Consider the following 21,746-nt stretch of genomic DNA (forward strand, 5'->3'; position numbering starts at 1 on the left):
AGACAACGACCGCTGTCAAAGTCAAACAGCCGTTCAAGCGCACCCGGTCGCCTGCCGCTTCCCGGCCCTTGCCGACTTCAGGTAACGGCGTCGGAGAGGCGGCTACGGGTCGCAAATAGTGCAAGCCGAACCGACGTACATCGTGCTGTTCACACGGCTGTCGGCTCCCCGTCTTGTGCGCCTCCCCAACGTCCTGTTTTTCATACTTAGGGTAAACATACAATTCAAAGTAAATAGTTTACTTTACAGCCTATATTGATGTGCCCAAACTTCCCTCACCCTGAAGTTGTCCCCTTCAACCTTTTTGGCACGCATCCAATGAAACGTTTTGTCCTTGCCGGCGCAGTTGCCGCCGCGTTTGCCGTTCCTTCCGCTCAGGCGCAGAGCAGCGTCACCATCTACGGTCTTCTCGACGCCGGTATCACGATGCTCAGTAACGTCGGCGGATCCCGGGCATGGGTATTCGACAGCGGCATCCAGCAAGCCAACCGGTTCGGTTTTCAGGGTTCGGAGGACCTCGGCGGCGGGACCAAGGCGATTTTCACGCTCGAAAACGGGTTCTCGCTGAACAATGGATCTGCGCAACAAGGCGGCCTGCTGTTCGGCCGCCAGGCATACGTAGGGCTGTCGAACCCGTACGGCACGCTGACGCTCGGCCGGCAGTACGACTTCATGGCGGAAGAACTGGCCTTGACCGCGGCGGCCGCCTATATCGGCGGGTTGTACGGGTGGCATCTTGGCGATCAGGACCGGATCGCGGGAGAGCGGCTCAATAACGCCGTCAAATACGAATCCCCCAAGATTGGCGGTCTGACGTTTGGCGCGATGTACTCGTTCGGCGGTGTCCCAGGCGATTTCAACAAGAACAGCGCATGGAGCGCCGGGGTCAGTTATGCCTTCGGCCCGCTGAACATCGGGGCCGCGTACACCAACACCCAGGATACTCAGCTGCCGGTTTACAGTTTTCTCGGCCTGACCCGGTTCGGAGGTGTACGGGTGCAGCCCAATACGGTCGTGTCACTGGACAGGACAACGAATGTTGGCTTCGGCGCGAGTTACGCGATTGGGTCTGCCATGCTTCACGCACTCTATACGTGGACTCAATTCGCGAGTCCCTCCGGATCGCTCGCCTTGAGGATCTACGAAGGAGGCGCGAACTACTGGATCACCCCTGCACTGACTGTCGGCGCTGCCTATACGTATTCATCGATGTCCCCCAATCATTGGGGCCAGGCGATCACGGGCGTGGACTACTTCCTGTCCAAGCGCACCGACGTCTACCTCTCGCTCAATACGATTCGCGCGTCCGGCCCTGATGTGGTCGCCTTGCTGGCCGCTCAGTCGCCGTCAGACAGCAAGACACAGACGGCCGTGCGTATCGGCATGCGAACGAAATTCTGAGGACGGAGAGAAACGTGAAGCTTGTGAGTGAACTTGAATCGAAACTGCCCGGCCTCAGATCGTTACGCCAGGACATCCACGCGAACCCGGAGGCGTCGTTCGAAGAAGTACGCACCTCGGCAATCGTGGCGCAACGGCTGCGTGCCGCGGGTATCGAAACACATGAAGGCATTGGCGGCACTGGCGTCGTCGGGGTATTGCGCGGGCAATTGCCTGACGACGGCAGGTGCATAGGGCTGCGCGCCGACATGGACGCGCTGCGTATGGCGGAAGACACCGGGCTGCACTACGCCTCCCGCCGGCCAGGCGTCTTTCACGGCTGCGGCCATGACGGACATACAACCATGCTCGTGGGTGCAGCGGAGTACCTCGCGCGCACCCGTCGTTTCGCCGGAACGGTCGTCTTTATTTTCCAACCCGCGGAGGAAGCCATTGCGGGCGCCAAGGCGATGATCGACGATGGCCTCTTCGAGCGTTTTCCGTGCAGCGAAGTGTATGCGGTTCACAATGCGCCGCATCTGAAACCCGGAGAGATCGCCGTCAAGCCTGGCGTGATGCTGGCGGCCGGCGACCTGTTCGAGATCACAGTGAAAGGCGTAGGCGGACACGGCGCACGGCCCCATGAGACGCGCGACACAATTGCCGCACTGGGCCAGTTCGTCGTGTCGGCACAGACGATCGTCAGTCGCGGCGTGGATCCGATGGATGTGGCGGTCGTCAGTTTCGGCACCCTTTCGGCGGGGCAGGCTCCGAACGTGTTGCCCGACAACGCTTTCGCCGCGGGCACGCTCCGGTCCTATAGCGAGCAAACGCGGACCTTCCTCAAGACACGTCTGGCCGAACTGTGCGAGGGAATCGGGCGGGCGACTGGCACCCGGATCGAAGTCGCGTTTCCAATTGGCTGCCCCGCTACGATCAATCATACCGAGCAGGCGGAGTTCGCGGCCAGGGTCGCGCGAGACATTGTTTCTCCGGCAAATGTGCTGAGCGAATTCCCGACAATTATGGCTTCGGAAGATTTCGCGGTGATGCTGCAGCATCGGCCCGGCGCCTATCTGCTGCTCGGACAGGACGGCTTCGGGTGCCACCACCCGAAATTCGATTTCAACGACGACATCCTGCCGATCGGCGTTTCCCTCTTCATTCGTCTGGTTGAAGAACGACTGAGCGGCATTGCCGGCCACGGACACGGAGACAGATGACTATGAACGGTAATGTTCTCAACACGGCAGGATCGGGAAAACGAGTGGCGCGCAACATCGTGATTGCATCCTTTGGCAACGCGCTCGAATGGTTCGACTTCATCGTGTATGGCTTTCTTGCAGGCACCATTGCCAAAGTGTTCTTTCCGACCGGCGACGAGTTTTCGTCAATGCTGCTCGCTACCGCCAGCTTCGGTGTGCCGTTCATCGTGCGCCCGATCGGCGCCGTGCTGATCGGGCGCTACGGCGACAGGAAGGGACGAAAGCCTGCGTTGACGGCAACTGTAGCGATGATGCTCGTAGGCACGTTGATCATCGCGGTGACGCCGTCGTACCAGACGATCGGACTGTACGCACCGGCGCTGATTGTCGTCGCCCGGGTGATTCAGGGCTTTGCGGCAGGGGGCGAATTCGGCAGCGCCACGGCTTTTCTGGCCGAGCAGAATCCCGGCCGGCGGGGCTTCTATGGCAGTTGGCAGTTCGCGAGTCAGGGCGTATCGTCGATACTTGCCGCGGGTGTGGCGTGGCTCATCTTCTCGATGCTTCCAGCGCAGGCGATCGTGGCGTGGGCATGGCGCATTCCGTTTTTCCTCGGCCTCGCCATCGGTCCGGTTGGCCTGATCATGCGCAGATCCATGCACGAAACCGAAGAGTTCACCGCCACGCAAAGCGAGGCTCGTCATGGAGAGCGGCAACAGACCGGGACACGCGAGCTCCTCGGCGCAATCCTCACATGCGTGGGACTCGTCATGGGCGGCACCGTGTCCTCCTATGTGCTCGTGCTGTATCTGCCGATCTTTGCAATAAGACAACTGCATCTGCCACCCGCGACTGCCTTTGCATCTGCGGCCGCGATGGGCTTGGTGTCTTTCGTCGTCAGCCCGCTTGCGGGCGCGTTGTCGGATCGGTTCGGCCGCAGCCGGGTGATGGGTTTTGGGCTTGTCGGGGCGACGTTGTCGATCATTCCAACGTTCGGTATCTTGTTGTCGCATCCGACTCTGACGACGCTGCTCGTCTGCCAGGTTGCTGCGGGCTTCCTGCTGGCGTTTTATAGCGGACCACTGGCCGCGCTGATGGCGGAGATCTTTCCCACGCGTGAGCGGACCTTTGGGATTTCGGTCGGCTACAATATTTCGGTTACCGTGTTCGGTGGCTTCGCACCCGCGATCCTCACGCTGCTGATCCATGTCACGAAATCCGACATGGCACCAGGCTGGTATGTCCTGCTGGCGATGCTGGTTTCCCTCGCAAGCCTGGCAGCCGTAACAGCGCGTTTTCGCCAGGCGCGAAGCGGGCGTGTCCTGTCGGTGGACGGATAAGCTGCGCGGGCAAACTGCGGCTCTCTACAACTGGTTTTGCGGGCGATGGCAAAAATTAAAAAGAAAGAGGCTGAATTTCTGGACCAGGTTCTCGGAGGCCTGTCGGCACCGTTTCACCTTTCGTATCGTTTCGTTGCCCTCGGCGAACTGGTGACGAACGCCAACGATACGATATTCCAGCAGCAGATTGGACTCGGTCTCAAGGAACTGCGCATACTTCGCATCGCCTTCCAGTTTCCAGGCCAACCCGTTTCGGTCATCGCCCGCTGGACCTTTTCCGAGAAGGCCATGATGTCAAAACTTGTGTCCCGCCTCTGCAACCTGGGCTATCTGGAGCGCCGTATTGACGACGCCGACGCGCGTTCGACGCAACTCTTCGTGACCGAATCCGGCGCCGCACTGGTCAAGACCGCAGACGCGCTGAGCAACGATCTGTTTCGTCGGCAGTTCCCCACTCTTTCGCGCGATGCGTGCGTGTCGTTGATGAACACGCTCGACGATGTTCTGCGAGATTTCGTCGCCGCACAGCTGACGCCGGTTACAGATCGCCCCAAGCTGCCTCGCTCAAAAGGTCGACGCGCGGCAGGCTGATTTGCAAGCGTCTCTGGCGAACGATCGTATGCGGTCCACGAACGACGCCACTCAGAGGTGCTCTGAAGCGTAAATTGTGTGGCAGGGAGAAGGGTCAGCGGAGATTGGCGGGCATCTTCCACGGCAACAGCGCGTCGTAGTCGTCGACGGTCTTCGCCAGTGGCAGACGTTGGAACAGCCAGGTGAGGTAGCAGTACGGGTCGATGCCGTTGGCTTTTGCCGACTCGATCAGCGAATAAAGATTCGCACTCGCATGTGCGCCAGCAACTGTATCGGCAAACAGGAAGCTTTTGCGTGCGACGACAAACGGGCGAATGGAATTTTCGCAGGGATTGTTCGATATGGGCCAGTTGCCGTTCTCGACGTAACGGATCAGCTTGGGCCACTGCCCATGCAGATAGGTCAGCGCCTTGCCGAGTAAACTTTGCGGCACGACGCCGGGCGACTGTTCGAGCATCAGCTTTTCGATGGTATCGAGTACGCGCGCACTGTATCGTCGTCGCAATCGCTGTCGTCGTTCAGCCGGCCACGTTTCACTGCGCGCCTCCGCTGCGAACAGCTTGCCGATCAGTTTGATGAAGCGTGTGGCGAGCAGATCGGGGGAGCGGGCCGCCTTGGGCACGTTATCTTCGGCCTTGACCAGATACCGTCTCGCATGAGCCCAGCATCCGAGATGCACGAGCTGATACTGTTGCGCGATGCCGTTGTAGGGCTCGTATCCGTCGGTCATCAGAACCGCACCCTTGCGAATGCCGGCGAACAGTTTGTCGGCCAGCTTCGCGCCGCGACCAGCCGTATAGGCGAAACAGCGGATAGGCGTTCCCGATCCGGTCATTTGCGCCCAGAGATAGCTTTTCGTTTGCGGCTTGCGCCCTTCTTCCTTCAGGACCTGGAACGTCGTCTCGTCGCAGTAGATCACGTCAGCATCGAGCAACGCGTCGCGCATCAGATTGATAACGGGCTGCGTCGCGTGACCGACGCGGACCATGCTCGCGGCGAGCGTGTTCGACGAGATGTCGCCACCGAAGCGTCGCAGCAGACCAGCCTGGCGATAGATCGGCATGCCGAACTGATACTTGCCGGTGGCGACCCACGCGAGTGCCGATTCCGTCAGCAGCCCACGCGGGATGATGCGCGCCGGCGCCGGCGTAACCTTGATGCCGAGGTCGCAGCACGGACAGGCATATTTGACGCGCTGGTGCTGGATGACTCGAACCTGCTCGGGGATCACGTCGAGCTGCTCGCTCGTTTCGACGCCGATCTCGACGAGCGCGTGTCCGTCGTGGTTGCAGAAGCGTTCGGCTTCGGGAAGTTCGTGCCGAACGACTTCGCGCGGCAGACTGGGATCGAGCGGTTTGCGATGACCGCGCTTCTTGCGCGTGTGCGCTGCGATCGTGGTTTCGCGAGTATCTTCCTGCGCGGGTGTTGCGTTCGTGCCGAGCACTTCGGCTTCATTGAACAGACCGGGCTGATCCGATGCGCGGGCTTCGCTCTTCGCGCCGAACAGCTCGCGCCGGTAAGCGCGCAGTCGTTCCTCGGCCAGGTCGCGCTCCGCAGTCACGAGACGCAGTGCGCTGCGTAACCCGTCACGCTCTGACTGAAGGGCGTCGTGCTCCTCACGTATCGCGAGGAGCGCCCTGAGTTCGTCAGCGTCGATGGTCACGTTGATCGGCATGCCACTTAGACCGGCACGCCGATGCCGTGTTCAACTCACGCGAGCATAGTGGCGTTTCGGATGCCGCTGAAGAGCAGCAATGTCGGCACCTTCGAGAAGCCAGTGCAGCAGATCGACGGTCAACGTCACGACTTCGGTTTTGCTGTCAGGCCAGACGAAGCGATCATTGGCCTCGAGTCTCTTGAGCATCAGCCAGAAACCGTTGTGCTGCCAACCCAGGATCTTGACGCGATCGCATCGCCGGTTGGTAAAAACGTAGAGCGAGGAATCCATCGGATTCAGGCGCATCGCCTGTTCGACGAGAATCGACAGACTGTTCATTCCGTACCGGAAGTCGACGGGATCGCGGTGCAGGTATACCGTCAGCTTTTCGTCGAACCGGAACACGGCATCCTCCCGAACATCTGGACCACGGTGCTCAGCTCGTCGATGCTCGCTGCACTGAGATCGAGCTCCACGCCGTTCGACAGACATACATGCAGTGAGAGCGTCATCGGCGGTGCCGGAGATACGGGTGGTGGCGGCAGTGCCGGTGGTAGTGGCACGACAGGAATAAATGCAGAGGAGGATTCTGCCGGCGCGGGCCGCTTACGTGAATCCGGCATATCGATGGCTTTGCCATCCATTACTTCGACTGCGGGTGGTGATGGGGCGCGCTCGTCGGCGTCGTCCTTCAGCGATGCCAATGAGATGCCTTTCTCACGCTCCATCAGGTACTTCGTAGTCCATTTGCGCAGCAGGTTGGCGTTGATCCCATGCTCCTGTGCCAGACGGGCTACCGACACGCCCGGGCGCAATGCAGCCTCGACCAGCGCGCGCTTACCGTTTTCGTCATAGCGACGGCGCCCGTCGCGGCTTAGACGAACTACTCTTAACTCTGAGTCATTGCCAGCCATTGGTGTCCACCTCCACGTAGGTGGACACCAATGCTCCTCGCTCATGCCGCCAGCCGATAGACGTCGAAGATGGACCGCTTACGTTCGACGACGGCCAGCGCCTGATCGGCGGACCAGTTGTCTGGGATCAGGAAGTCGAGCCCGTGAGTGATGCCCGAAGGCAGGTGAAGGCGCTTCATGACTTCTTCTTCTCCATGCGTGCCGCGCTGCGTTTCTTTGCGCGCTGCTCGGCCCGTTCACGTGCCTCCTTCACCCGGTAGGACTCGCCTTCGATCGCGACGACTTCGGCGCGATGCACCAGCCGGTCAACCAGCGAGACGACGCAGGCGGCATTCGGAAATACCTCCGACCATTCTGCGAACGGCCGGTTTGTGGTGACCACGGTGCTCGCTGCGCCATACCGGCGGCTGATCAGCTCGAACAGGAGGTCGGCGTGGCGATTCGAGTAGGACAGACAGGTATCCGACCTCGTCAATTAACGTTATGCAAAACGTTAGGCAGAGGGTTTTTTGGTTAGCGATTGCGGCTACAGACGTATAAACGAGTCCGTACAGGTCGGAGCGCAATCGGTAACTAAAAAACCCTCTGCCGTATGGTGCGGTAAAAAATATGTCACAGTGGTTCTCAACAACCCCGTATCGTCTAGCGCGTTGACGTTTCCATGACGACATAATTTTCAGGCTGATACTGATATCCCACTGATCAATGATGGGGGAATATCATGTTCGAGACTCTCTTTACGCGTCCGCATGTTCTTGCTGCCCACAATCTCGCGCCCTGCGTGGAATCCAGGAAGCGCTTCCTCGTACATTGTCAGGAACAGGGTTATCCGCTCAGGTCGATTCGGAAGATCGCGTGGATCCTGCTGGTGTTTTCACAGAGCATTGATCTGTCTCGCCTGCGGTTAATAACGCACGAGGAAATCGCGTTTGCCGTTGACCGTCGGATTCGACTTCTCCGAAGTGAGCGCACGAACGAGTCCCGCAGCTCGCGGCTTCTGTTCATCCATACCGCCACGGCCTGGCTGCGCTTCCTGGGGCGTCTGGAGGAACGGCATCCTATAGAAGAACCATTTGTTCGCTATGTCGAGCACTACGTCGATTTCATGCGCGACCAGCGAGGACTTTCCTCTGCCACGATTTCAACCTGTCGTGATGAGATCGGCCATTTTCTGGCAATGGTCTGTCGCCGTGACAAGGCACTCGATGCTCTCACTATCCACGATGTCGACACCTACCTCGCCTATCAAGGCAACCGCGGCTGGAGCAGAGTCTCATTGCACGCGCTTGCGAGCACGCTGCGCAATTTCTTCCGGTACGCAGAAGGACAAGGGTGGGCTACCAACGTTGCGTCGGGCATTGAAGCACCTGTGGTGTATAGAGAGGAGGGGCTGCCGCTCGGGCTGAACTGGGATGACGTGCAAAGGTTTGTCGCCAGTTTTGTCGGTGAGAGCACGATCGATCTACGCAACCGTGCGATGATCATGCTGCTGGTTGTTTACGGACTGAGGCGCGGCGAGGTGGTGCGGCTCCGTCTGGAGGACATCGACTGGTGCGGCGAGATCCTTCATGTCAATCGTCCGAAGCAACGCTGCACACAGCAATACCCGCTGGTGGCAACCGTTGGAAACGCCATTCTGCGCTACCTGAAGGAAGCGCGTCCACGAAGCGCCCATCGAGAGCTCTTCCTGTCGGTCGAGGCACCGATCCGACCGCTAACACCCGGACGCGTAAGTGGCATTGTCCGCTCGCATCTCGCGACGCTTGGTATCGATATCCCGCGACGTGGCGCACATTGCCTGAGGCACGCCAACGCCCGGCATTTACTCGACGCCGGTTTTGCGCTGAAGGAGATCGGTGACCACCTCGGCCATCGCAGCGCGTCGTCGACGAGAATCTATGCAAAGGTCGACCTGACCGGACTGCGGTGTGTGGCCGAAATCGATCTGGGGAGTCTGCTATGACGCTCTCCGAACTCGTCGCCCAATACGTGAGCCACAAACGGGCGTTGGGCATGCGCTTCAATTCCGAGGCGGCCACGCTTGCCTCATTCTGCCACCGGGTTGATGGCAACATTGATGTGGAATCGGTCACGGTCGAGCAGGTACAGGACTTTCTGACCGGCAACAGGCCGCTGACTAACCATTGCCGGAAGAGAAGGTCTGTACTTGACTGCCTGTTTCGTTTTGCCCTCTCGCGTGGATATGTCAAGGCCTCGCCGCTTCCTCGCTACAGTCCGAGATTGCCACCACCGCTGACACCCTATATTTATTCGCAGCAGGAATTAAAGCGCCTGCTCGACGTGGCGTCGGCGGCATGCAGTCCACGCGGTCTGCTGGATGCATATGTTTTGCGTGCACTCATTCTGATTCTGTACGGCGCTTGCCTCCGCCATGGCGAAGCATTGCGGCTAGCCATGCAGGACGTCAATCTCGACGAAGCCGTCCTGCACGTGCGCGAGAGCAAATTCTATAGATCGAGGCTGGTCCCGCTAGGCGCAGATCTGAATAGAGCGATGCAAACTTATGCCCGGCAACGAAACCAGAGATTTGGGCAGGCACCGGATGCACCGTTCTTCTGTTTACGCGATGGTCGCGCCCTGAACCAGAGAGCTGTATGCAAAGCCTTTCAGCGACAGCGTACCCTGGCAAATATCCAACGCGAAGGCGGGGCGTCCTGCCAGCCGAGGCTGCATGATTTGCGACACTCAGGCGCAGTGCACCGGCTAATCGCCTGGTATCGCTGCGGCGCCGATTTGCAACTGTTGTTGCCGCAGCTCGCGACCTATCTCGGCCACATCGATCTCGCGGGCACCCAACGCTACCTTACCTTGACGCCCGAGTTGCTGAATGCAGCGAGCACGCGCTTTGAAACGTACGTCCTTGAGGTGCAACATGAATAACTCATCCCTGTTGGGTCCGTGGATCCGACGTTTCCTGATTGAGTATCTGGTGGGCGAACGTAACCTTGCCGTCAATACGCAAAGAAGTTACCGCGACATGCTCATGCTGTTGCTTCCGTATCTGGCCACCAAGGTCGACAAGCGGATTGACCGCCTGACCGTTGATGATCTCTCCGCGCAAATGGTCCGCCTGTTCCTGACGCACATGGAAGAACAACGCCACTGTAGTGTCAGCACACGAAATCAGCGGCTCGGCGGCATCCATGCGCTGGCTCGTTTCATCGGCGAACATGCGCCTGAATACGTCGACTGGTGGGCACAGATTCATCTGATTCCGGTTAAGAGAACCAGTCGGCCGGAGATCAGCTACCTTAGCAGGCAGGAAATGGACGCCCTGCTCGCTGCCTCTGACGTCAATACAGCGCAGGGGCAGCGCGAACATGCGTTACTGCTCTTCATGTTTAACTCAGGAGCGCGTGCAAGCGAAGCTGCGCAGCTCAAGATTGGCGACGTTGACTGGCACACGCGCTCGGTCAGCATCGTCGGCAAGGGGAACAGACATCGCCGCTGCCCGCTCTGGAAATCCACGCTTGATGCGTTGCGCTCACAGTCCGGGGGGAGGGCCGCAGACGCGCCGGTGTTTCTCAATCGATTCCACCAGACGATGACGCGCTCCGGCATTCATGCATTGGTCAAGCGCTGTGCTATCCGTGCTGCCGCCAACGCGCCGTCGCTTGCCGGCAAGAATGTGCACCCACATGTGATTCGGCATACAACCGCCTCGTTGTTACTCCAGGCCGGTGTCGACATCAATACGATACGCGGCTGGCTTGGACACGTTTCGTTGGAGACGACCAATATCTATGCCGAGATCAATCTGGAGACAAAGGCGCGGGCGCTGGCGACGTGCGAAGTGGGAGGCGGTGCCGAAGGACATAAGCAATGGCGCAATCAGCCCGACCTGATGGCCTTCCTGCGTACACTGTAGCCGAATAATATGTGCTGTTCGATCTCCGCAAAGGCGCTGCCTTGGCCTCGTTGGCATTCGAGCAGCACATATTTTTTACCGCACCATACTCGTTTCCTCTGGCCACTGCCACTGGACGGGGCTCGAAGCGATGATGAGCGGCGAACGCAAGAAGCGTCGGGTTGAAGCGGATCGCATCACCCTGACGCTCGAGCACAGCGCTCCTGAGATTGTCGTAGAGGAGGATCCTTGGCAATCCGGACCACGCCGCGAACGCGCCGGCGTGGCCCGCCAGGAAGCTGTCCATGCGGGCATCGAGGAAGAAGCGCAGATAGATCTGCCGCGACCACGACAGCACCATGACGAAGGCCATGAGCGGCCGGCGCGCGCGCCCGATCTGCAGATGATCGAAATGGGCCCAGTCAACCTGGCCCTGCTCTCCAGGCAAGGTGCGCAGCCGCAGATAAGCCTCTGGTGTAGGACGCGGACGGTGTACCGCGATCAGGTGCCGGAAATGATGAGGGTTGCCACGGTAGCCGCGCTCGGTGACCATCGCATACAGCCGGCTGGCCGTGAGCGACGGAAACCTCTTGAGCGTGTCATGAATAAACGGCAGGTAGGCATCGATCTGCGAAGGTCTGAGCATCCCGCCGACGCGGGGCAGACCGGCCTGCGCCAGCACGCGCTGGACCGTGCCACGGTGCACGTGCAACTGCCGTGCGATGGTGCCGCAGCGCCACTTCTCGACGTGGTAGTAGCGCAGGATCTGCGCCTCGAGTTCAACTCCAATGGTCATGGGTCACTTCCTGTGTAGTAGGTAGTAGTACGAACATCACGGAAGACCCGACGGCGTAGTGGCCCGAGGCGCACGGAGTCCGGACAGACGCAGTGGCAGAAATGGCAACGCTCAGGCACAGCTGGGGCGGTGGCGGACACCGCTGCTGTTGCCGCCGACGTCGTCGAAGTCGGTGCCAGTAGAGCATCGGCGGCAGGTACAGCGGAACCCTGATGCGTCACTTTATTCTGGCGGTTGCGATAGCGGCGCATCCGTTCGGCATGCGCGAAGCGGCCGTGACGACTGCGCTGATAGCGCTGGCCGGCCACGCGCATGCTGGCCTGGCGTGCGACCTCAGAACAGTCACCGTCGCAGTAGATCTGGCCGCGGTCGCAACGGCGGCAAACGACGACCTGCGCCCGGCAACGGGCGCACACGAACAGACGGCCTGTGTCCGGCATCGGCAATCCCCGTCAATGCCGAAACGGTATCGACGGGAATAATGGGTCGTGCCATACTGGCCCGGCACCCGTGCCCCGTGCGCGTGTGGGGCTCGACATCGGAGTGAACTTGGCGGTTTGAGCCGGTGTCGAGCCTGTTTCTTCGGCGGTAAGCCTTCTTCTACCGCATCCCGACTTCAGCGTCACCTCTTCCTGAAGCAAGCCGAATCGGCTGCGTCTGCACTCGCCCTACGGGCTCCTTCCGACGCAGCCGGTGCCGCCTCCTGCACCTCACACAAACCATTACCAAACCGCTCAACAGACCCGGACCATTCGGTATCTCTGATCGACGCCGCCGTCTAGTGTCGGTTTCCCACAGCCGTTCACACTGCTCACGCGGAGTGGGTCGTCTACGCGAAACCACCGTTTGGCGGCGCTGCACAGGTGCTCGATTACCTGGGCCGCTACACGCATCGCGTCGCCATCTCGAACAACCGGTTGCTGCGCTTTGATGGCGATTCGGTGTTGTTCCGGTGGAAGGACTACCGTCACGAAGCCCGCCACAGGACCATGACCCTGACGGCCGACGAGTTCATCCGCCGCTTCGTGCTGCACGTGCTGCCCGACGGCTTCAAGCGTATCCGCAGCTACGGGTGGCTCGCCAATTGTCATCGGGCAGCGCGGCTGGCGACCTGCCGGCGGCTGCTCGGCATCGAGCCTCCCGCCGCTGCGTTACCCGCCATCGCGGAAGACTACCGTGACCGTTACCAACGGCTCACCGGCAGGTCACTGCGCGATTGCCCCGTGTGCGGCAAGGGCCACATGGTCCGTATCGAAGGCGGTGTGCCTGGCATCCTGCCGCGGGCTCCGCCTGACCCGAGCCATGTGCACTGACCGGCATCAGCACACCCGCGCGTACGTTGGTCTTCCCCCATGCGGCCAACGCGAACCCACTCGTGCTTTAGCGTCGTCGCACCATCACAATGCCGCGAAACTCCGCATTCCCTGCCCATTGATGTCCGCATTTCCGCTGTCTTTGCGCGACGGGCCCCGCCAACCGCCCGGCTCCGGCGTGCGCCAACCGTGCGCCGGGCATCACAAATCACCGCGACGATCATTCAACGCCCATAAACGCCAGCGCCTGCGGAGCGGTTTAGCACAAACATTTTTTTGATTACCGATCGCGGACTGGCCCCGACCAGCCTGTACACGCGTCAGTAGCCGCGATCGCCAACCAAAAAAATCTCTGCTCTATTGACTGCAGTCAATAGACTTGAAAGCACAGTGCGGTACCTGGGCATCGAGGTCGACGATGCGCTTGAGATGGCCGAGCAGACTGAAGTTTGAACCGAGGTACCTCCGGACGGTGGTCTGCATCGGGCGCTGTCCGGCCATCAACGGACTTCTGTCCACAGGGACCGAAGAAGAAGCCCGCGCGCGCGACGACGACTTCTGGAAGACTTTTGCCAGCAAGTTGACGCCGCCGGAGAGGTCGCGGATGTTCATCGTTGAGCATCACCAACGCGTGGCTGCTTTCGTTTTTGGCGTGAGAAAGGAGACTGACGAATATCGCATCGGCGGCCTCTGGGTCGATCCGGTTCATCGGCGCGAAGGATTTGGAAGCGTCCTCTTGCAGCAGGTGGTTACCTGGGCGCGGGCGGACTCGCCTTCAGCGGTAGTCCAGCTCTGGTGTCATACAGGTCCAGCCCTATCGTTCTATAGAAAAAACGGCTTTCATTCTCTAGCCAGGTTCCGGACTCACGAATCTGATGGCCGGCAGATCGTCGAGATGGAATGGCGCGACACGTGACGGTTATGCGCGCGCCGAACCGTGGGAGTGCATCGGCACCGCCAAGATCGTCATCGCCCACCAACATGCGCAGTCTTTCCCCTTCCAGAGCGACGCGGCGCGCAGTCTACGGGCGGGAAAATAAAATTGATGCGCGGCTGGGGGCGGCATACGATCTCTGCGCCGGTGATAGCCCTGCTGGCCGGCTGCCGCCCGACGCGGTCGGCCGAACCCGACCCCTTTGAGCCGTTCGGAAACGACTCGTGAGCTGCAGCTTCCGACCCGACATGAGCCGATCGACGACAGACCCCCATGTTTGGGCTTTGACGATTCTTAAATACGAGGCAACCGGACACGGCATCGCGTCGCAAACAAAAACGACAACATGCATTCGTTCCATGCCGGCGAACACAGGGGGACACCCCACCATGAAAACCGCATTGCGACGCATCCTTTCCGAATCGGCCCGTCTCGATGTCGCGCCCGAAAGCCTGGCGGACGACACCGATTTGTACGCCGCGGGCCTCTCCTCGCTCGCGACCGTGCATCTGATTCCTCCTTGTTGACGCCGGCGCGGCAGAACTCCGCTTGCAGCTCACTGCGCAGACGTTCCAGCGCGACCAGCTTATCGCCCGTCTCTTCGTGCCAGCAGCGCTTGGATGACCTCACGCAACGCCTCAACGTCACGAATGAATCCGCGTAGGTGCCGAATTTCGAGAATCAACCGTTGGACAACACCATTGCCACAAGCGACGCCACAGCTCGCGCAGTTCGTAGATTAGTTACGGGGCGGTGTCAGAAACCAACGCCGACACCAACGCCCACACCACCGCCGAAGCTTCCGCCGCCAACGCCCACGCCGATGCTGGTACTAGGCGCGTAATAGCCGGGGCCATATCCATACGGAGGATAGCTGGAATCGTACGGCTGGGTGGCAACGCATCCCGCGACGCCAGCCGCTAAGGCCAATATGCCGAAAAGCCTCATCATGATCGTCTCCCGTGCACGAATTAGGCAGCAAGATTTGGTCCCCTGTGCGGCCGAATCAGCTACTCCTTGTCGCAGGGATGTTCTTTGCGAAAGCGTGATAGAACTGTGAAATCCTTGGTCAAAAAACGTAAGCTTTTGCGCGAGGTGAATGCTTCGAGGAGGTGCAGTTGCCAGGCACGGATATCTTCGGGTACCAGCGTTGCTGGGGAGCAAGGAACAGCTCCACGACAGGCCGCATACCTGCATCGCGCGTAATAGGCAACGCTGTACTGAGCTTCCGGAGGGAAACATGGCAGATGTCGAACAGTTCAAGGACGACCTCGAAAACAGCGCTGACGGCCTAGTGGGTGGAAGCCGGGGCGACTTTATGGAAGCATTGGGGGAGGCCGTGTATGCGCGCGTCGCGGGTGACCAGCTGGACCGCATCATTGCCGCGTACCTGACGCTGCAGGCGGTGCTGGATGCAAACGTCGACAACCTCGACGACGAGGCCGACGATGCGATTGACAACGCGACCGGCGAGTTCCACGAGACCGTCGGCCGGATCCTCGGGGTGTAGCCCGGGCACATCAACCTCACCGGAGCCGGCCCGTGGACACGCCTGACGATAGACCCATTTTCTCGGTTGGGCTGGGCTCGGTGTTCGAAGAAAGCCAGCTGCTGGCGATCGATCATCCTGCACAGGCCGGCACGCGGCACGCGAAGATGATCCGCGAGGCACTGCGCGATGGCACCTGCTGGATCGCGGCGCAGGACGAGGCCCTTCTCGGGTATGCAATCCGGGGCGCGTTCTTTGACTATCACTTTCTGCAGCTTGTGTATGTCGCCGTTGCACACCGGCGCCAGGGTGTCGGCGACGCGCTGGTCCAGGCGCTTGAACGCGCGTGCCACGGCGACCGCCTTTTCGCCTCGGCAAGCGGGACCAATGCTGCGATGCGCGGCCTGCTGGCCCGGCGCGGGTACAGGGCCAGTGGCGAGGTACATAACGTTGGACCGGACGGCCCCGAGCTGATCTTTATGAAGCCCCTTGGTGCGTCAGCCGGCCTGGCCGGGCCGCCCGCATGAGCGCGTTGATTGCCCCGGCCGTGCGCCCGGATCGCGTCACGTCCGCGGCGCTGCCTGCGCTGATCGCTCACAGCAGCGCGTCCGTGCAGACCCGTTTTCTGGAATTCTTCGCGTCGGCAATCCGCAACCCGCACATGCGCCGTGCGTACGCACGCGCGGCCGGCGACTTCCTTGCGTGGTGCACCGGCGCCGGCGTGCCGTCGATTACCGCGGTGCAGCCGCTGCACGTCGCCGCCTGGATCGAGCGGCAGACACAGACCCACGCTGCACCGACCGCCAGGCAGCGCCTCGCGGCGATCCGCCACCTGTTCGACTGGCTCGTGACCGGCCAGATCGTGCCGCACAATCCCGCCGCGTCGGTGAGGGGGCCCAGTCACATCACGAAGCAGGGGAAAACGCCGGTGCTCGACGCGACCGAGGCGCGGCAGCTGCTCGACAGTATCGATGTGACGACCCCCGTTGGTCTGCGCGACCGCGCGCTGATTGCGTTAATGGTGTTTTCGTTCGCGCGGGTCGGCGCAGCGCTCGCGATGCGGGTCGACGATGTCTATGTGCAGCCGCGGCGCCTGTGGGTCCGTCTCCGCGAAAAGGGCGGCAAGGGGCACGGTTGCGCGCGGCACCGGCCAGCTCAGCGACACGCCGCTGCCGCAGGCGAACGCGTATGCGATGGTGCGGCGCCGTGCGCTGGCCGCTGGCATTGATACAAAGATCGGCAACCATACGTTCCGCGCGACCGGCATCACCGCGTACCTGAAGAATGGCGGGACGCTGGAGAACGCCGCGGCGATGGCCAATCACGCGTCGACCCGCACCACCCAGCTCCACAACCGGCGCCACGACGACATCAGCCTGGACGAGGTGGCGCGGATCCGCGTGTAAGACACGGTGGCTCCTTTCCCGACTCGCTTGGTGGTCCATAGTAAATAGGTTGTCTCCAACCGACCCGGAGCTGTCGTTCCAAACGGGAACAAAATTTCGACTGCTCCCGGAGTACAACGGACGTTCCCTTCATCGTCCGTACTGGTCTACGCACGCAGTAGTTAATGGGCCAACTTAGCGCTCCGATGAACGATCGAAACAGGCCGGCCTCTGTCGACCATGGAAGGCGCAGTCCATCGCGCGCGCCACGAATACACTCGCTGTCGGTGACGGCCGCCCAATTCGCACGGTTCATCTCGTCGGCAATTCCAGTGCACTGACTCCGCGCGCCTTCGGCGCCGACGAGCGGGCGCAGCTCCTGGTCAAGCAGCCCGCCGGTCAGATGCACGGCGATACCATAGCCGCCGAGCCGCGCGACATTGACGGCGCCAGTGCCGACATGCTTAAGCGCGGGGCCGCACCGCGGCTTGCGCATGTCGGCCACCTGCTTGACGCCAGTTGACAATTCGACCGCCGCACTGAATGTGACCGTCGCGATCGCCGTCATCGTTCACCCCGGACGAATCTGCACGCGTCTCGCGTCCGTGTGCGGACTACAGCGTCGGAATCACGCTCGGAATCTCCAGGTGGTACTCCACGCGCTTGACGCCCGGCACGCCCTCGGCCGCAATGCGGATGGCGCGCTTTTCCTCTTCGGATTCGATCACGCCCCATAGATGCGCGACACCGTCCTTGACGAGCACGGCCTGTTTCGGCAACCCCCAGCCCTGCCCGTGCATTTCCAGGACTATCGCGTCGCGTAGGCTAGCGTCGTCGTGCGACGCCGAGTCCACGGCCGGTGCGACGCTAGCGAGTGCGCGGATCAGGTTCGAGCGGCTCACGATTCCGACCAACTTGCCGTCCTTCAGTACCGGCGCGCGTTTGAGATGCCGGCGCTCCATGAGGTCTGCGATCTGATCGAGCGGCATGTCCTCGGAGATCGAAATTACCTGGTCGCACATCACGTCGCCGACGACATGCCCGTGCTCCTTCACATACCTCGCAGCTTGCTCGCGAGGCGACGACAACAGGAATTCAAGCCACCACGGGCGCTTCTGGTGGCAGGTATCGTTCTCCACACGATGCAGCAGGTCGCTGTGGCTGATGATGCCGACGACCTGTCCGTCCGCGTCGACGACCGGCATGCCGCCGATATGGTTGTCGACGAACAGTCTTGCCGCGTCGTAGATCGTCATGTCCGGTGTGGCGGTGACGACGGACGGAGTCATGATGTCGAGTGCGCGCATGGTCACTCCCCCAGCGTGTCGCGACGGGTCCCCTTTGTTGCACCCGTCGCGCGATTTCGGCAAACGCACCGGCGGCAGACACCGCGCGGTGCTGAGGCGCCTGAATCCGGTGCTCAACGAACGGCCGCTCGCGCCGCCAACGCTTCACGCACATGGCGGGCGATGCACCTGATCGTGCCGCGCGCGTGCTTTACGTGGGGTTGGAAGGGTGATTCAGTATTGATTTAATTTTGAAATCGGTCAGTTGTCAAGGCAGGAAGCGACGTTCAACTGGCCGGTTTTCACGGCAGACGAACGACTGGTGATGGCCGCCTGCCGCCCGACAGCGATTGGCGGCACGCGACCCGTTGCCGTCGTTCAACGCCGTGGCTCTGGCGGCCGCTTCCAAGGTGAAGCAGACGATTGCCCAAGGTGACCCCCTTGTAGCTTTCTGTGCTATTCGGTCGAAGGCTGGACCGCCGAACGAAGCGCGTGAACCATTCATACCTGACAAAACGTCCCGAGTCAGACCCGAGATTTGCACCGATACACTACACTTTGAAAGCCACCATCATTTCGTCGGACAGGTGCGAACATGCTCAGCGTGCACAAGGCTGTGTTTCCTGTCGCGGGCCTCGGCACACACTTTCTTCCTGCCACGAAAGCCGCTCCAACGGAGATGCTGTCGGTCGTCGACAAACCGCTGATCCAGTATGCGGTCGAGGAAGCGATCGCAGCTGGCATCACCCAACTGATTTTCGTGACCGGCCGCGGTAAGCGGGTCATCGAAGATCATTTCGATAAATCATACGAAATTGAACACGTGCTAAAGGCAAGGGGCGAACAGTCCTTGCTCGATCTCGTGCAAGGCATCAAGCCGAGTCACGTGGAATGTGTTTATGTGCGGCAACCGGAGCCGCTCGGACTCGGTCACGCGGTCCTTTGTGCTGAGAAGCTGGTGGGAGACGAGCCGTTTGCGGTTGTACTTGCCGATGATCTGCTTGATGGCGAGCCGCCGGTCCTCACGCAAATGGTGCGACTCTTCAGTCACTACGACTGCTCGATCGTCGCGGTCGAGGAGATCGAGGCGCGCGATTCGATGGCTTACGGCGTGGTCGCTGGCCGGTATTGGGACGATCGGGTCATCAGCGTGTCCGGAATTGTGGAGAAGCCTTCACCAGACACGGCATCTTCAAGCCTCGGCGTGGCGGGTCGCTATGTACTCATGCCGGGCATCTTCGAGAATTTGCGGTCGCAACAGCCGGGCGCGAACGGCGAGATTCAGCTAACCGATGCAATCCAGTCGATGCTCAGGGACGAGCAGGTGCTCGCCTATCAGTTCCACGGCACCCGCTTCGACTGTGGCAGCAAGCTTGGCTACGTGAAGGCAACGGTTGAACTTGCGTTGCGCCATCGGGAAGTGAAAGAGGACTTCGGTGCATGGCTGCGCGAACGGGTCTGCGGCGCGAATCGGGCGCTTTAGGCAATGAAAGAAAGCCTTGTCTGGACAGTGGACGTTCGCCCGCAGTTCGGATGACTGGCAACCTGAGGAGTGCCTCATGAATGTCGGTTCGACGCGAAAATTGAGTGTCGAAACGGTCGGATCGACGCAGTAGGCATGAGCCTGTATTTTTGCCTGTCCGTTGAGTCTGGCGAGCCGGCGCAATGGCCCCAAGGGGCCCGCTACGAACTTGGCGATAAATCGACATAGAGGGGGCGCACGTGCCGCATCAGGTTTTTTCCTTGCGCCGACGTGTGCGCAAGGCGCTGCGCGCTTTCGGAGCGGCTATTTCGTTCGCTGTCGGCAATCATCCGATTCTCGTGGGCATGGCGGGGACGATCGTCGCCACGGCCATGGCCACTGTGACTTTTCTGACATTGTACGGCGGCCGAGGCGATACGCTCCGTCCTGCGCACGAAACGTCAGCTAATCTGGTGTCGGTTATCTCTGACGATCTGAAAAGGAATGTCGAAAGCTATAACCTTTCCTTGGGCGCCATGGCGGACGGCGCCCAACGGGCTAACACCTGGAAGCTTCCGCCCGACTTGAGGCAGAGGGTGTTGTTTGACCGTGCGACTGAGGCGGCATATCTGAACGGCGCCTACGTGCTGGATTCAAACGGGCATGTGATCGCGTCGCAGCGCGGTGGCGTCGACCCATCCATCTGGCTTGGCGATCGGGACTATTTTGTCGCTCATAAGCGCAGTCCGACAGCGGGCCTGTTCATTTCTCATCCGTACCGCTCCCGGCTGAGTGGCGGAGTACCGGTAATTGGCCTGTCACGGCGCATCGATTCGCCAGACGGCTCTTTTGCTGGCGTCGCGCTCCTGGCGATTCAAATCGGATACTTCCAACAGGTGCTCGACAGGATCGATACAGGAGAGTCGGGTTCGGCCTATATTGTCCTCGGCGACGGAACGTCGCTCGCCAGAAAGCCGATTCCCGGGAACGAGATCGAGGCCACCGCCCCACAGCTGCCGATAGCCCGGGCAATGGCCGCGCGCATGACCGGTTCGTACGTTGCCACGTCTGGGGTAGATGGCGTCACGCGCCTGTATACCTTTGCACATGTGCCAGGCACCCCGCTCATTGCTATCGTCGCGCCAGCGGTAGATTCTGTGCTCGCAGACTGGCGAAGGCGCACTATCGTGGCCGGTGCGCTGACCATGGCGTTTGGGGCCATTGTGGTCATCATTTCGTGGTTGTTCGCGTTCGTGTTACGCGACAAGGTGAGGGCGCAGAGTGAACTGGTTCGACTTGCTTCCACGGACCCATTGACCGGGCTGAGCAACCGCCGCACGCTGGACACCCGGCTCGACCAGGAGTGGCGACGCGCATTGCGTAAAGGCCATCTCATGTCGGCGCTCTTTATTGACATCGACTACTTCAAGCGATTTAACGACCTGTACGGCCATGCCGCCGGTGATGAAGTGCTCGCCGCAGTCGCTGAGTGCATCGCGTCGGTCGCCCGGCGGTCAATCGATGTGGTCGCACGATACGGCGGTGAGGAGTTTGCGGTGGTGCTGCCCGACACATCTGCAGATGAGGCAGTCAAGGTGGCAGAGAAGATCCGGCGAAAGGTCCAGGGCATGCGTCTCGCGCACGGGCAAAGCGAGCATGGAGCCGTCACCGTAAGTGTCGGCTGTGCGACATGCATCTCTGCAGAAGGCCGGGATTGGGCTGACCTGGTCGCCGCCGCGGATGAACAAATGTACGTCGCCAAGTCGGCCGGTCGAAACCAGGTAAAGGCGTCAGCGTTGCCGGACATATCATCGTCCTTGAGTTCCCTTCCGTAGTCCGCGATGGGGGGCGCTGGTAAGACCGACGACATGACTCGCGCGGCCGACGCGTGAAAGACCGCTCTCCGGGCCAAGCGACGCTCGAACGTCCGCATCGAGGCACGGGCGACCGGCTGGAGTTGGCCGATTGCACCAGTTCGCTGAACTTCTATAGACCGGACCTTGGAATCGTCGACGGCAACTTTCCGGCGGATTGTGTGAACGCGTACTGCCGGCCATCACCGGCCAATTATCGGAGGCTCTGGTGCAAATAATTGGTCAGACCGACATTTTTCCTATTGATATGGATAC

The 21,746-nt window shown here is 60.7% G+C and carries 19 protein-coding genes and 5 pseudogenes; 17 read left to right on the top strand and 7 right to left on the bottom strand.

The features are described 5' to 3' along the window. Positions 1-318 precede the first annotated feature (318 nt). The 4 genes from OKW35_RS16820 to OKW35_RS16835 are packed head-to-tail and all read left to right on the top strand — an operon-like array spanning position 319 to position 4,513. Complete coding sequence (locus tag OKW35_RS16820) at positions 319-1,401, top strand: porin (protein WP_429552613.1); 1,083 nt, start codon at positions 319-321, stop codon at positions 1,399-1,401. A 14-nt stretch (positions 1,402-1,415) separates the two neighbouring features. Further along, positions 1,416-2,603, top strand: a complete 1,188-nt coding sequence (locus OKW35_RS16825; RefSeq protein WP_429552614.1) for an amidohydrolase — start codon at positions 1,416-1,418, stop codon at positions 2,601-2,603. Between the two features lie 2 nt (positions 2,604-2,605). After that, positions 2,606-3,922 carry an MFS transporter gene (locus OKW35_RS16830; RefSeq protein WP_429552615.1) on the top strand — a complete coding sequence of 439 codons (1,317 nt, stop codon included), beginning with the start codon at positions 2,606-2,608 and terminating at the stop codon, positions 3,920-3,922. Between the two features lie 45 nt (positions 3,923-3,967). Next, entirely contained in the window at positions 3,968-4,513 is a 546-nt protein-coding gene (locus OKW35_RS16835) for a MarR family winged helix-turn-helix transcriptional regulator (RefSeq protein ID WP_429552616.1), read from the top strand. 94 nt (positions 4,514-4,607) lie between these two features. Here the strand turns inward: OKW35_RS16835 and tnpC are convergent, their stop codons facing one another. The 5 genes and pseudogenes from tnpC to OKW35_RS16860 all read right to left on the bottom strand — a co-directional run. Continuing rightward, positions 4,608-6,188, bottom strand: a complete 1,581-nt coding sequence (gene tnpC, locus OKW35_RS16840; protein ID WP_429552617.1) for an IS66 family transposase — start codon at positions 6,186-6,188, stop codon at positions 4,608-4,610. A 30-nt stretch (positions 6,189-6,218) separates the two neighbouring features. Next, on the bottom strand, positions 6,219-6,575 hold the full coding sequence (gene tnpB / locus OKW35_RS16845) for an IS66 family insertion sequence element accessory protein TnpB (protein ID WP_167368694.1): 357 nt from the start codon (positions 6,573-6,575) through the stop codon (positions 6,219-6,221). After that, positions 6,551-7,084 carry a transposase gene (locus OKW35_RS16850; protein ID WP_429551151.1) on the bottom strand — a complete coding sequence of 178 codons (534 nt, stop codon included), beginning with the start codon at positions 7,082-7,084 and terminating at the stop codon, positions 6,551-6,553. The genes tnpB and OKW35_RS16850 overlap by 25 nt, the downstream gene beginning before the upstream one ends. Before the next feature lie 41 nt (positions 7,085-7,125). Next, entirely contained in the window at positions 7,126-7,263 is a 138-nt protein-coding gene (locus OKW35_RS16855; protein ID WP_429552618.1) for a hypothetical protein, read from the bottom strand. Beyond that, a pseudogene (locus OKW35_RS16860) lies at positions 7,260-7,569 on the bottom strand (ATP-binding protein); the annotation flags it as partial. The gene OKW35_RS16855 and the pseudogene OKW35_RS16860, both read right to left, overlap by 4 nt. A gap of 236 nt (positions 7,570-7,805) precedes the next feature. On the opposite strand from OKW35_RS16860, the gene OKW35_RS16865 reads away from it, so the two are divergent. From OKW35_RS16865 to OKW35_RS16875, 3 genes are read left to right on the top strand one after another with little or no spacing between them, the layout of a single operon-like run. After that, positions 7,806-9,047 carry a tyrosine-type recombinase/integrase gene (locus OKW35_RS16865; protein WP_429552619.1) on the top strand — a complete coding sequence of 414 codons (1,242 nt, stop codon included), beginning with the start codon at positions 7,806-7,808 and terminating at the stop codon, positions 9,045-9,047. After that, entirely contained in the window at positions 9,044-9,985 is a 942-nt protein-coding gene (locus tag OKW35_RS16870) for a tyrosine-type recombinase/integrase (RefSeq protein ID WP_429552620.1), read from the top strand. The genes OKW35_RS16865 and OKW35_RS16870 overlap by 4 nt, the downstream gene beginning before the upstream one ends. Continuing rightward, positions 9,978-10,973, top strand: coding sequence for a tyrosine-type recombinase/integrase (locus OKW35_RS16875; protein ID WP_429552621.1), 996 nt, complete (start codon positions 9,978-9,980; stop codon positions 10,971-10,973). Before OKW35_RS16870 ends, OKW35_RS16875 begins: the two co-directional genes overlap by 8 nt. On the opposite strand, the gene istA is transcribed toward OKW35_RS16875, so the two are convergent. Beyond that, on the bottom strand, positions 10,858-11,748 hold the full coding sequence (gene istA / locus OKW35_RS16880) for an IS21 family transposase (protein WP_429552622.1): 891 nt from the start codon (positions 11,746-11,748) through the stop codon (positions 10,858-10,860). The genes OKW35_RS16875 and istA overlap by 116 nt on opposite strands. Positions 11,749-11,960: 212 nt before the next feature. Between istA and OKW35_RS16885 the strand changes: the two genes are divergently transcribed. From OKW35_RS16885 to OKW35_RS16920, 8 genes and pseudogenes are all read left to right on the top strand, one after another. Beyond that, positions 11,961-12,230, top strand: coding sequence for a hypothetical protein (locus tag OKW35_RS16885; protein WP_065851693.1), 270 nt, complete (start codon positions 11,961-11,963; stop codon positions 12,228-12,230). Between the two features lie 315 nt (positions 12,231-12,545). Further along, positions 12,546-13,061, top strand: a pseudogene (locus tag OKW35_RS16890) (IS91 family transposase); the annotation flags it as partial. Positions 13,062-13,400: 339 nt separating this feature from the next. Then, positions 13,401-13,514: pseudogene (locus OKW35_RS16895) on the top strand (integrase); the annotation flags it as partial. Then, positions 13,480-13,977, top strand: coding sequence for a GNAT family N-acetyltransferase (locus OKW35_RS16900; protein ID WP_429552623.1), 498 nt, complete (start codon positions 13,480-13,482; stop codon positions 13,975-13,977). The pseudogene OKW35_RS16895 and the gene OKW35_RS16900, both read left to right, overlap by 35 nt. Before the next feature lie 407 nt (positions 13,978-14,384). Next, positions 14,385-14,510: pseudogene (locus OKW35_RS16905) on the top strand (phosphopantetheine-binding protein); the annotation flags it as partial. 725 nt (positions 14,511-15,235) lie between these two features. Next, a complete protein-coding gene (locus OKW35_RS16910) occupies positions 15,236-15,505 on the top strand; it encodes a hypothetical protein (RefSeq protein ID WP_429552624.1) in 270 nt (89 codons plus the stop codon). A gap of 32 nt (positions 15,506-15,537) precedes the next feature. After that, positions 15,538-16,011 (top strand): N-acetyltransferase family protein, encoded by a 474-nt coding sequence (locus tag OKW35_RS16915; protein WP_429552625.1) that lies wholly within the window; start codon positions 15,538-15,540, stop codon positions 16,009-16,011. After that, positions 16,008-16,890, top strand: a pseudogene (locus tag OKW35_RS16920) (site-specific integrase). Before OKW35_RS16915 ends, OKW35_RS16920 begins: the two are co-directional and overlap by 4 nt. A 593-nt stretch (positions 16,891-17,483) precedes the next feature. Here the strand turns inward: OKW35_RS16920 and OKW35_RS16925 are convergent. Continuing rightward, positions 17,484-18,176: a CBS domain-containing protein gene (locus OKW35_RS16925; RefSeq protein ID WP_429552626.1), complete on the bottom strand. Its 693-nt coding sequence runs from the start codon at positions 18,174-18,176 to the stop codon at positions 17,484-17,486. Positions 18,177-18,750: 574 nt separating this feature from the next. On the opposite strand from OKW35_RS16925, the gene galU reads away from it, so the two are divergent. Beyond that, complete coding sequence (gene galU / locus OKW35_RS16930) at positions 18,751-19,638, top strand: UTP--glucose-1-phosphate uridylyltransferase GalU (RefSeq protein ID WP_429354901.1); 888 nt, start codon at positions 18,751-18,753, stop codon at positions 19,636-19,638. A gap of 239 nt (positions 19,639-19,877) precedes the next feature. After that, positions 19,878-21,452, top strand: coding sequence for a diguanylate cyclase (locus OKW35_RS16935; protein WP_429354902.1), 1,575 nt, complete (start codon positions 19,878-19,880; stop codon positions 21,450-21,452). Positions 21,453-21,746 lie beyond the last annotated feature (294 nt).

The organism is Paraburkholderia sp. MM5477-R1 (assembly GCF_050436385.1).
Taxonomy (GTDB): Bacteria; Pseudomonadota; Gammaproteobacteria; order Burkholderiales; family Burkholderiaceae; genus Paraburkholderia; species Paraburkholderia tuberum.

Excerpts from the sequence above, each read along its gene's own strand:
- OKW35_RS16820 (WP_429552613.1), top strand. The coding sequence starts at position 319 with ATGAAACGTTTTGTCCTTGCCGGCGCAGTTGCCGCCGCGTTTGCCGTT.
- OKW35_RS16830 (WP_429552615.1), top strand. The coding sequence starts at position 2,606 with ATGAACGGTAATGTTCTCAACACGGCAGGATCGGGAAAACGAGTGGCG.
- OKW35_RS16835 (WP_429552616.1), top strand. The coding sequence starts at position 3,968 with ATGGCAAAAATTAAAAAGAAAGAGGCTGAATTTCTGGACCAGGTTCTC.
- tnpC (WP_429552617.1), bottom strand. The coding sequence starts at position 6,188 with ATGCCGATCAACGTGACCATCGACGCTGACGAACTCAGGGCGCTCCTC.
- OKW35_RS16850 (WP_429551151.1), bottom strand. The coding sequence starts at position 7,084 with ATGGCTGGCAATGACTCAGAGTTAAGAGTAGTTCGTCTAAGCCGCGAC.
- OKW35_RS16855 (WP_429552618.1), bottom strand. The coding sequence starts at position 7,263 with ATGAAGCGCCTTCACCTGCCTTCGGGCATCACTCACGGGCTCGACTTC.
- OKW35_RS16865 (WP_429552619.1), top strand. The coding sequence starts at position 7,806 with ATGTTCGAGACTCTCTTTACGCGTCCGCATGTTCTTGCTGCCCACAAT.
- OKW35_RS16870 (WP_429552620.1), top strand. The coding sequence starts at position 9,044 with ATGACGCTCTCCGAACTCGTCGCCCAATACGTGAGCCACAAACGGGCG.
- OKW35_RS16875 (WP_429552621.1), top strand. The coding sequence starts at position 9,978 with ATGAATAACTCATCCCTGTTGGGTCCGTGGATCCGACGTTTCCTGATT.
- istA (WP_429552622.1), bottom strand. The coding sequence starts at position 11,748 with ATGACCATTGGAGTTGAACTCGAGGCGCAGATCCTGCGCTACTACCAC.
- OKW35_RS16885 (WP_065851693.1), top strand. The coding sequence starts at position 11,961 with ATGCGTCACTTTATTCTGGCGGTTGCGATAGCGGCGCATCCGTTCGGC.
- OKW35_RS16900 (WP_429552623.1), top strand. The coding sequence starts at position 13,480 with ATGCGCTTGAGATGGCCGAGCAGACTGAAGTTTGAACCGAGGTACCTC.
- OKW35_RS16910 (WP_429552624.1), top strand. The coding sequence starts at position 15,236 with ATGGCAGATGTCGAACAGTTCAAGGACGACCTCGAAAACAGCGCTGAC.
- OKW35_RS16925 (WP_429552626.1), bottom strand. The coding sequence starts at position 18,176 with ATGCGCGCACTCGACATCATGACTCCGTCCGTCGTCACCGCCACACCG.
- galU (WP_429354901.1), top strand. The coding sequence starts at position 18,751 with ATGCTCAGCGTGCACAAGGCTGTGTTTCCTGTCGCGGGCCTCGGCACA.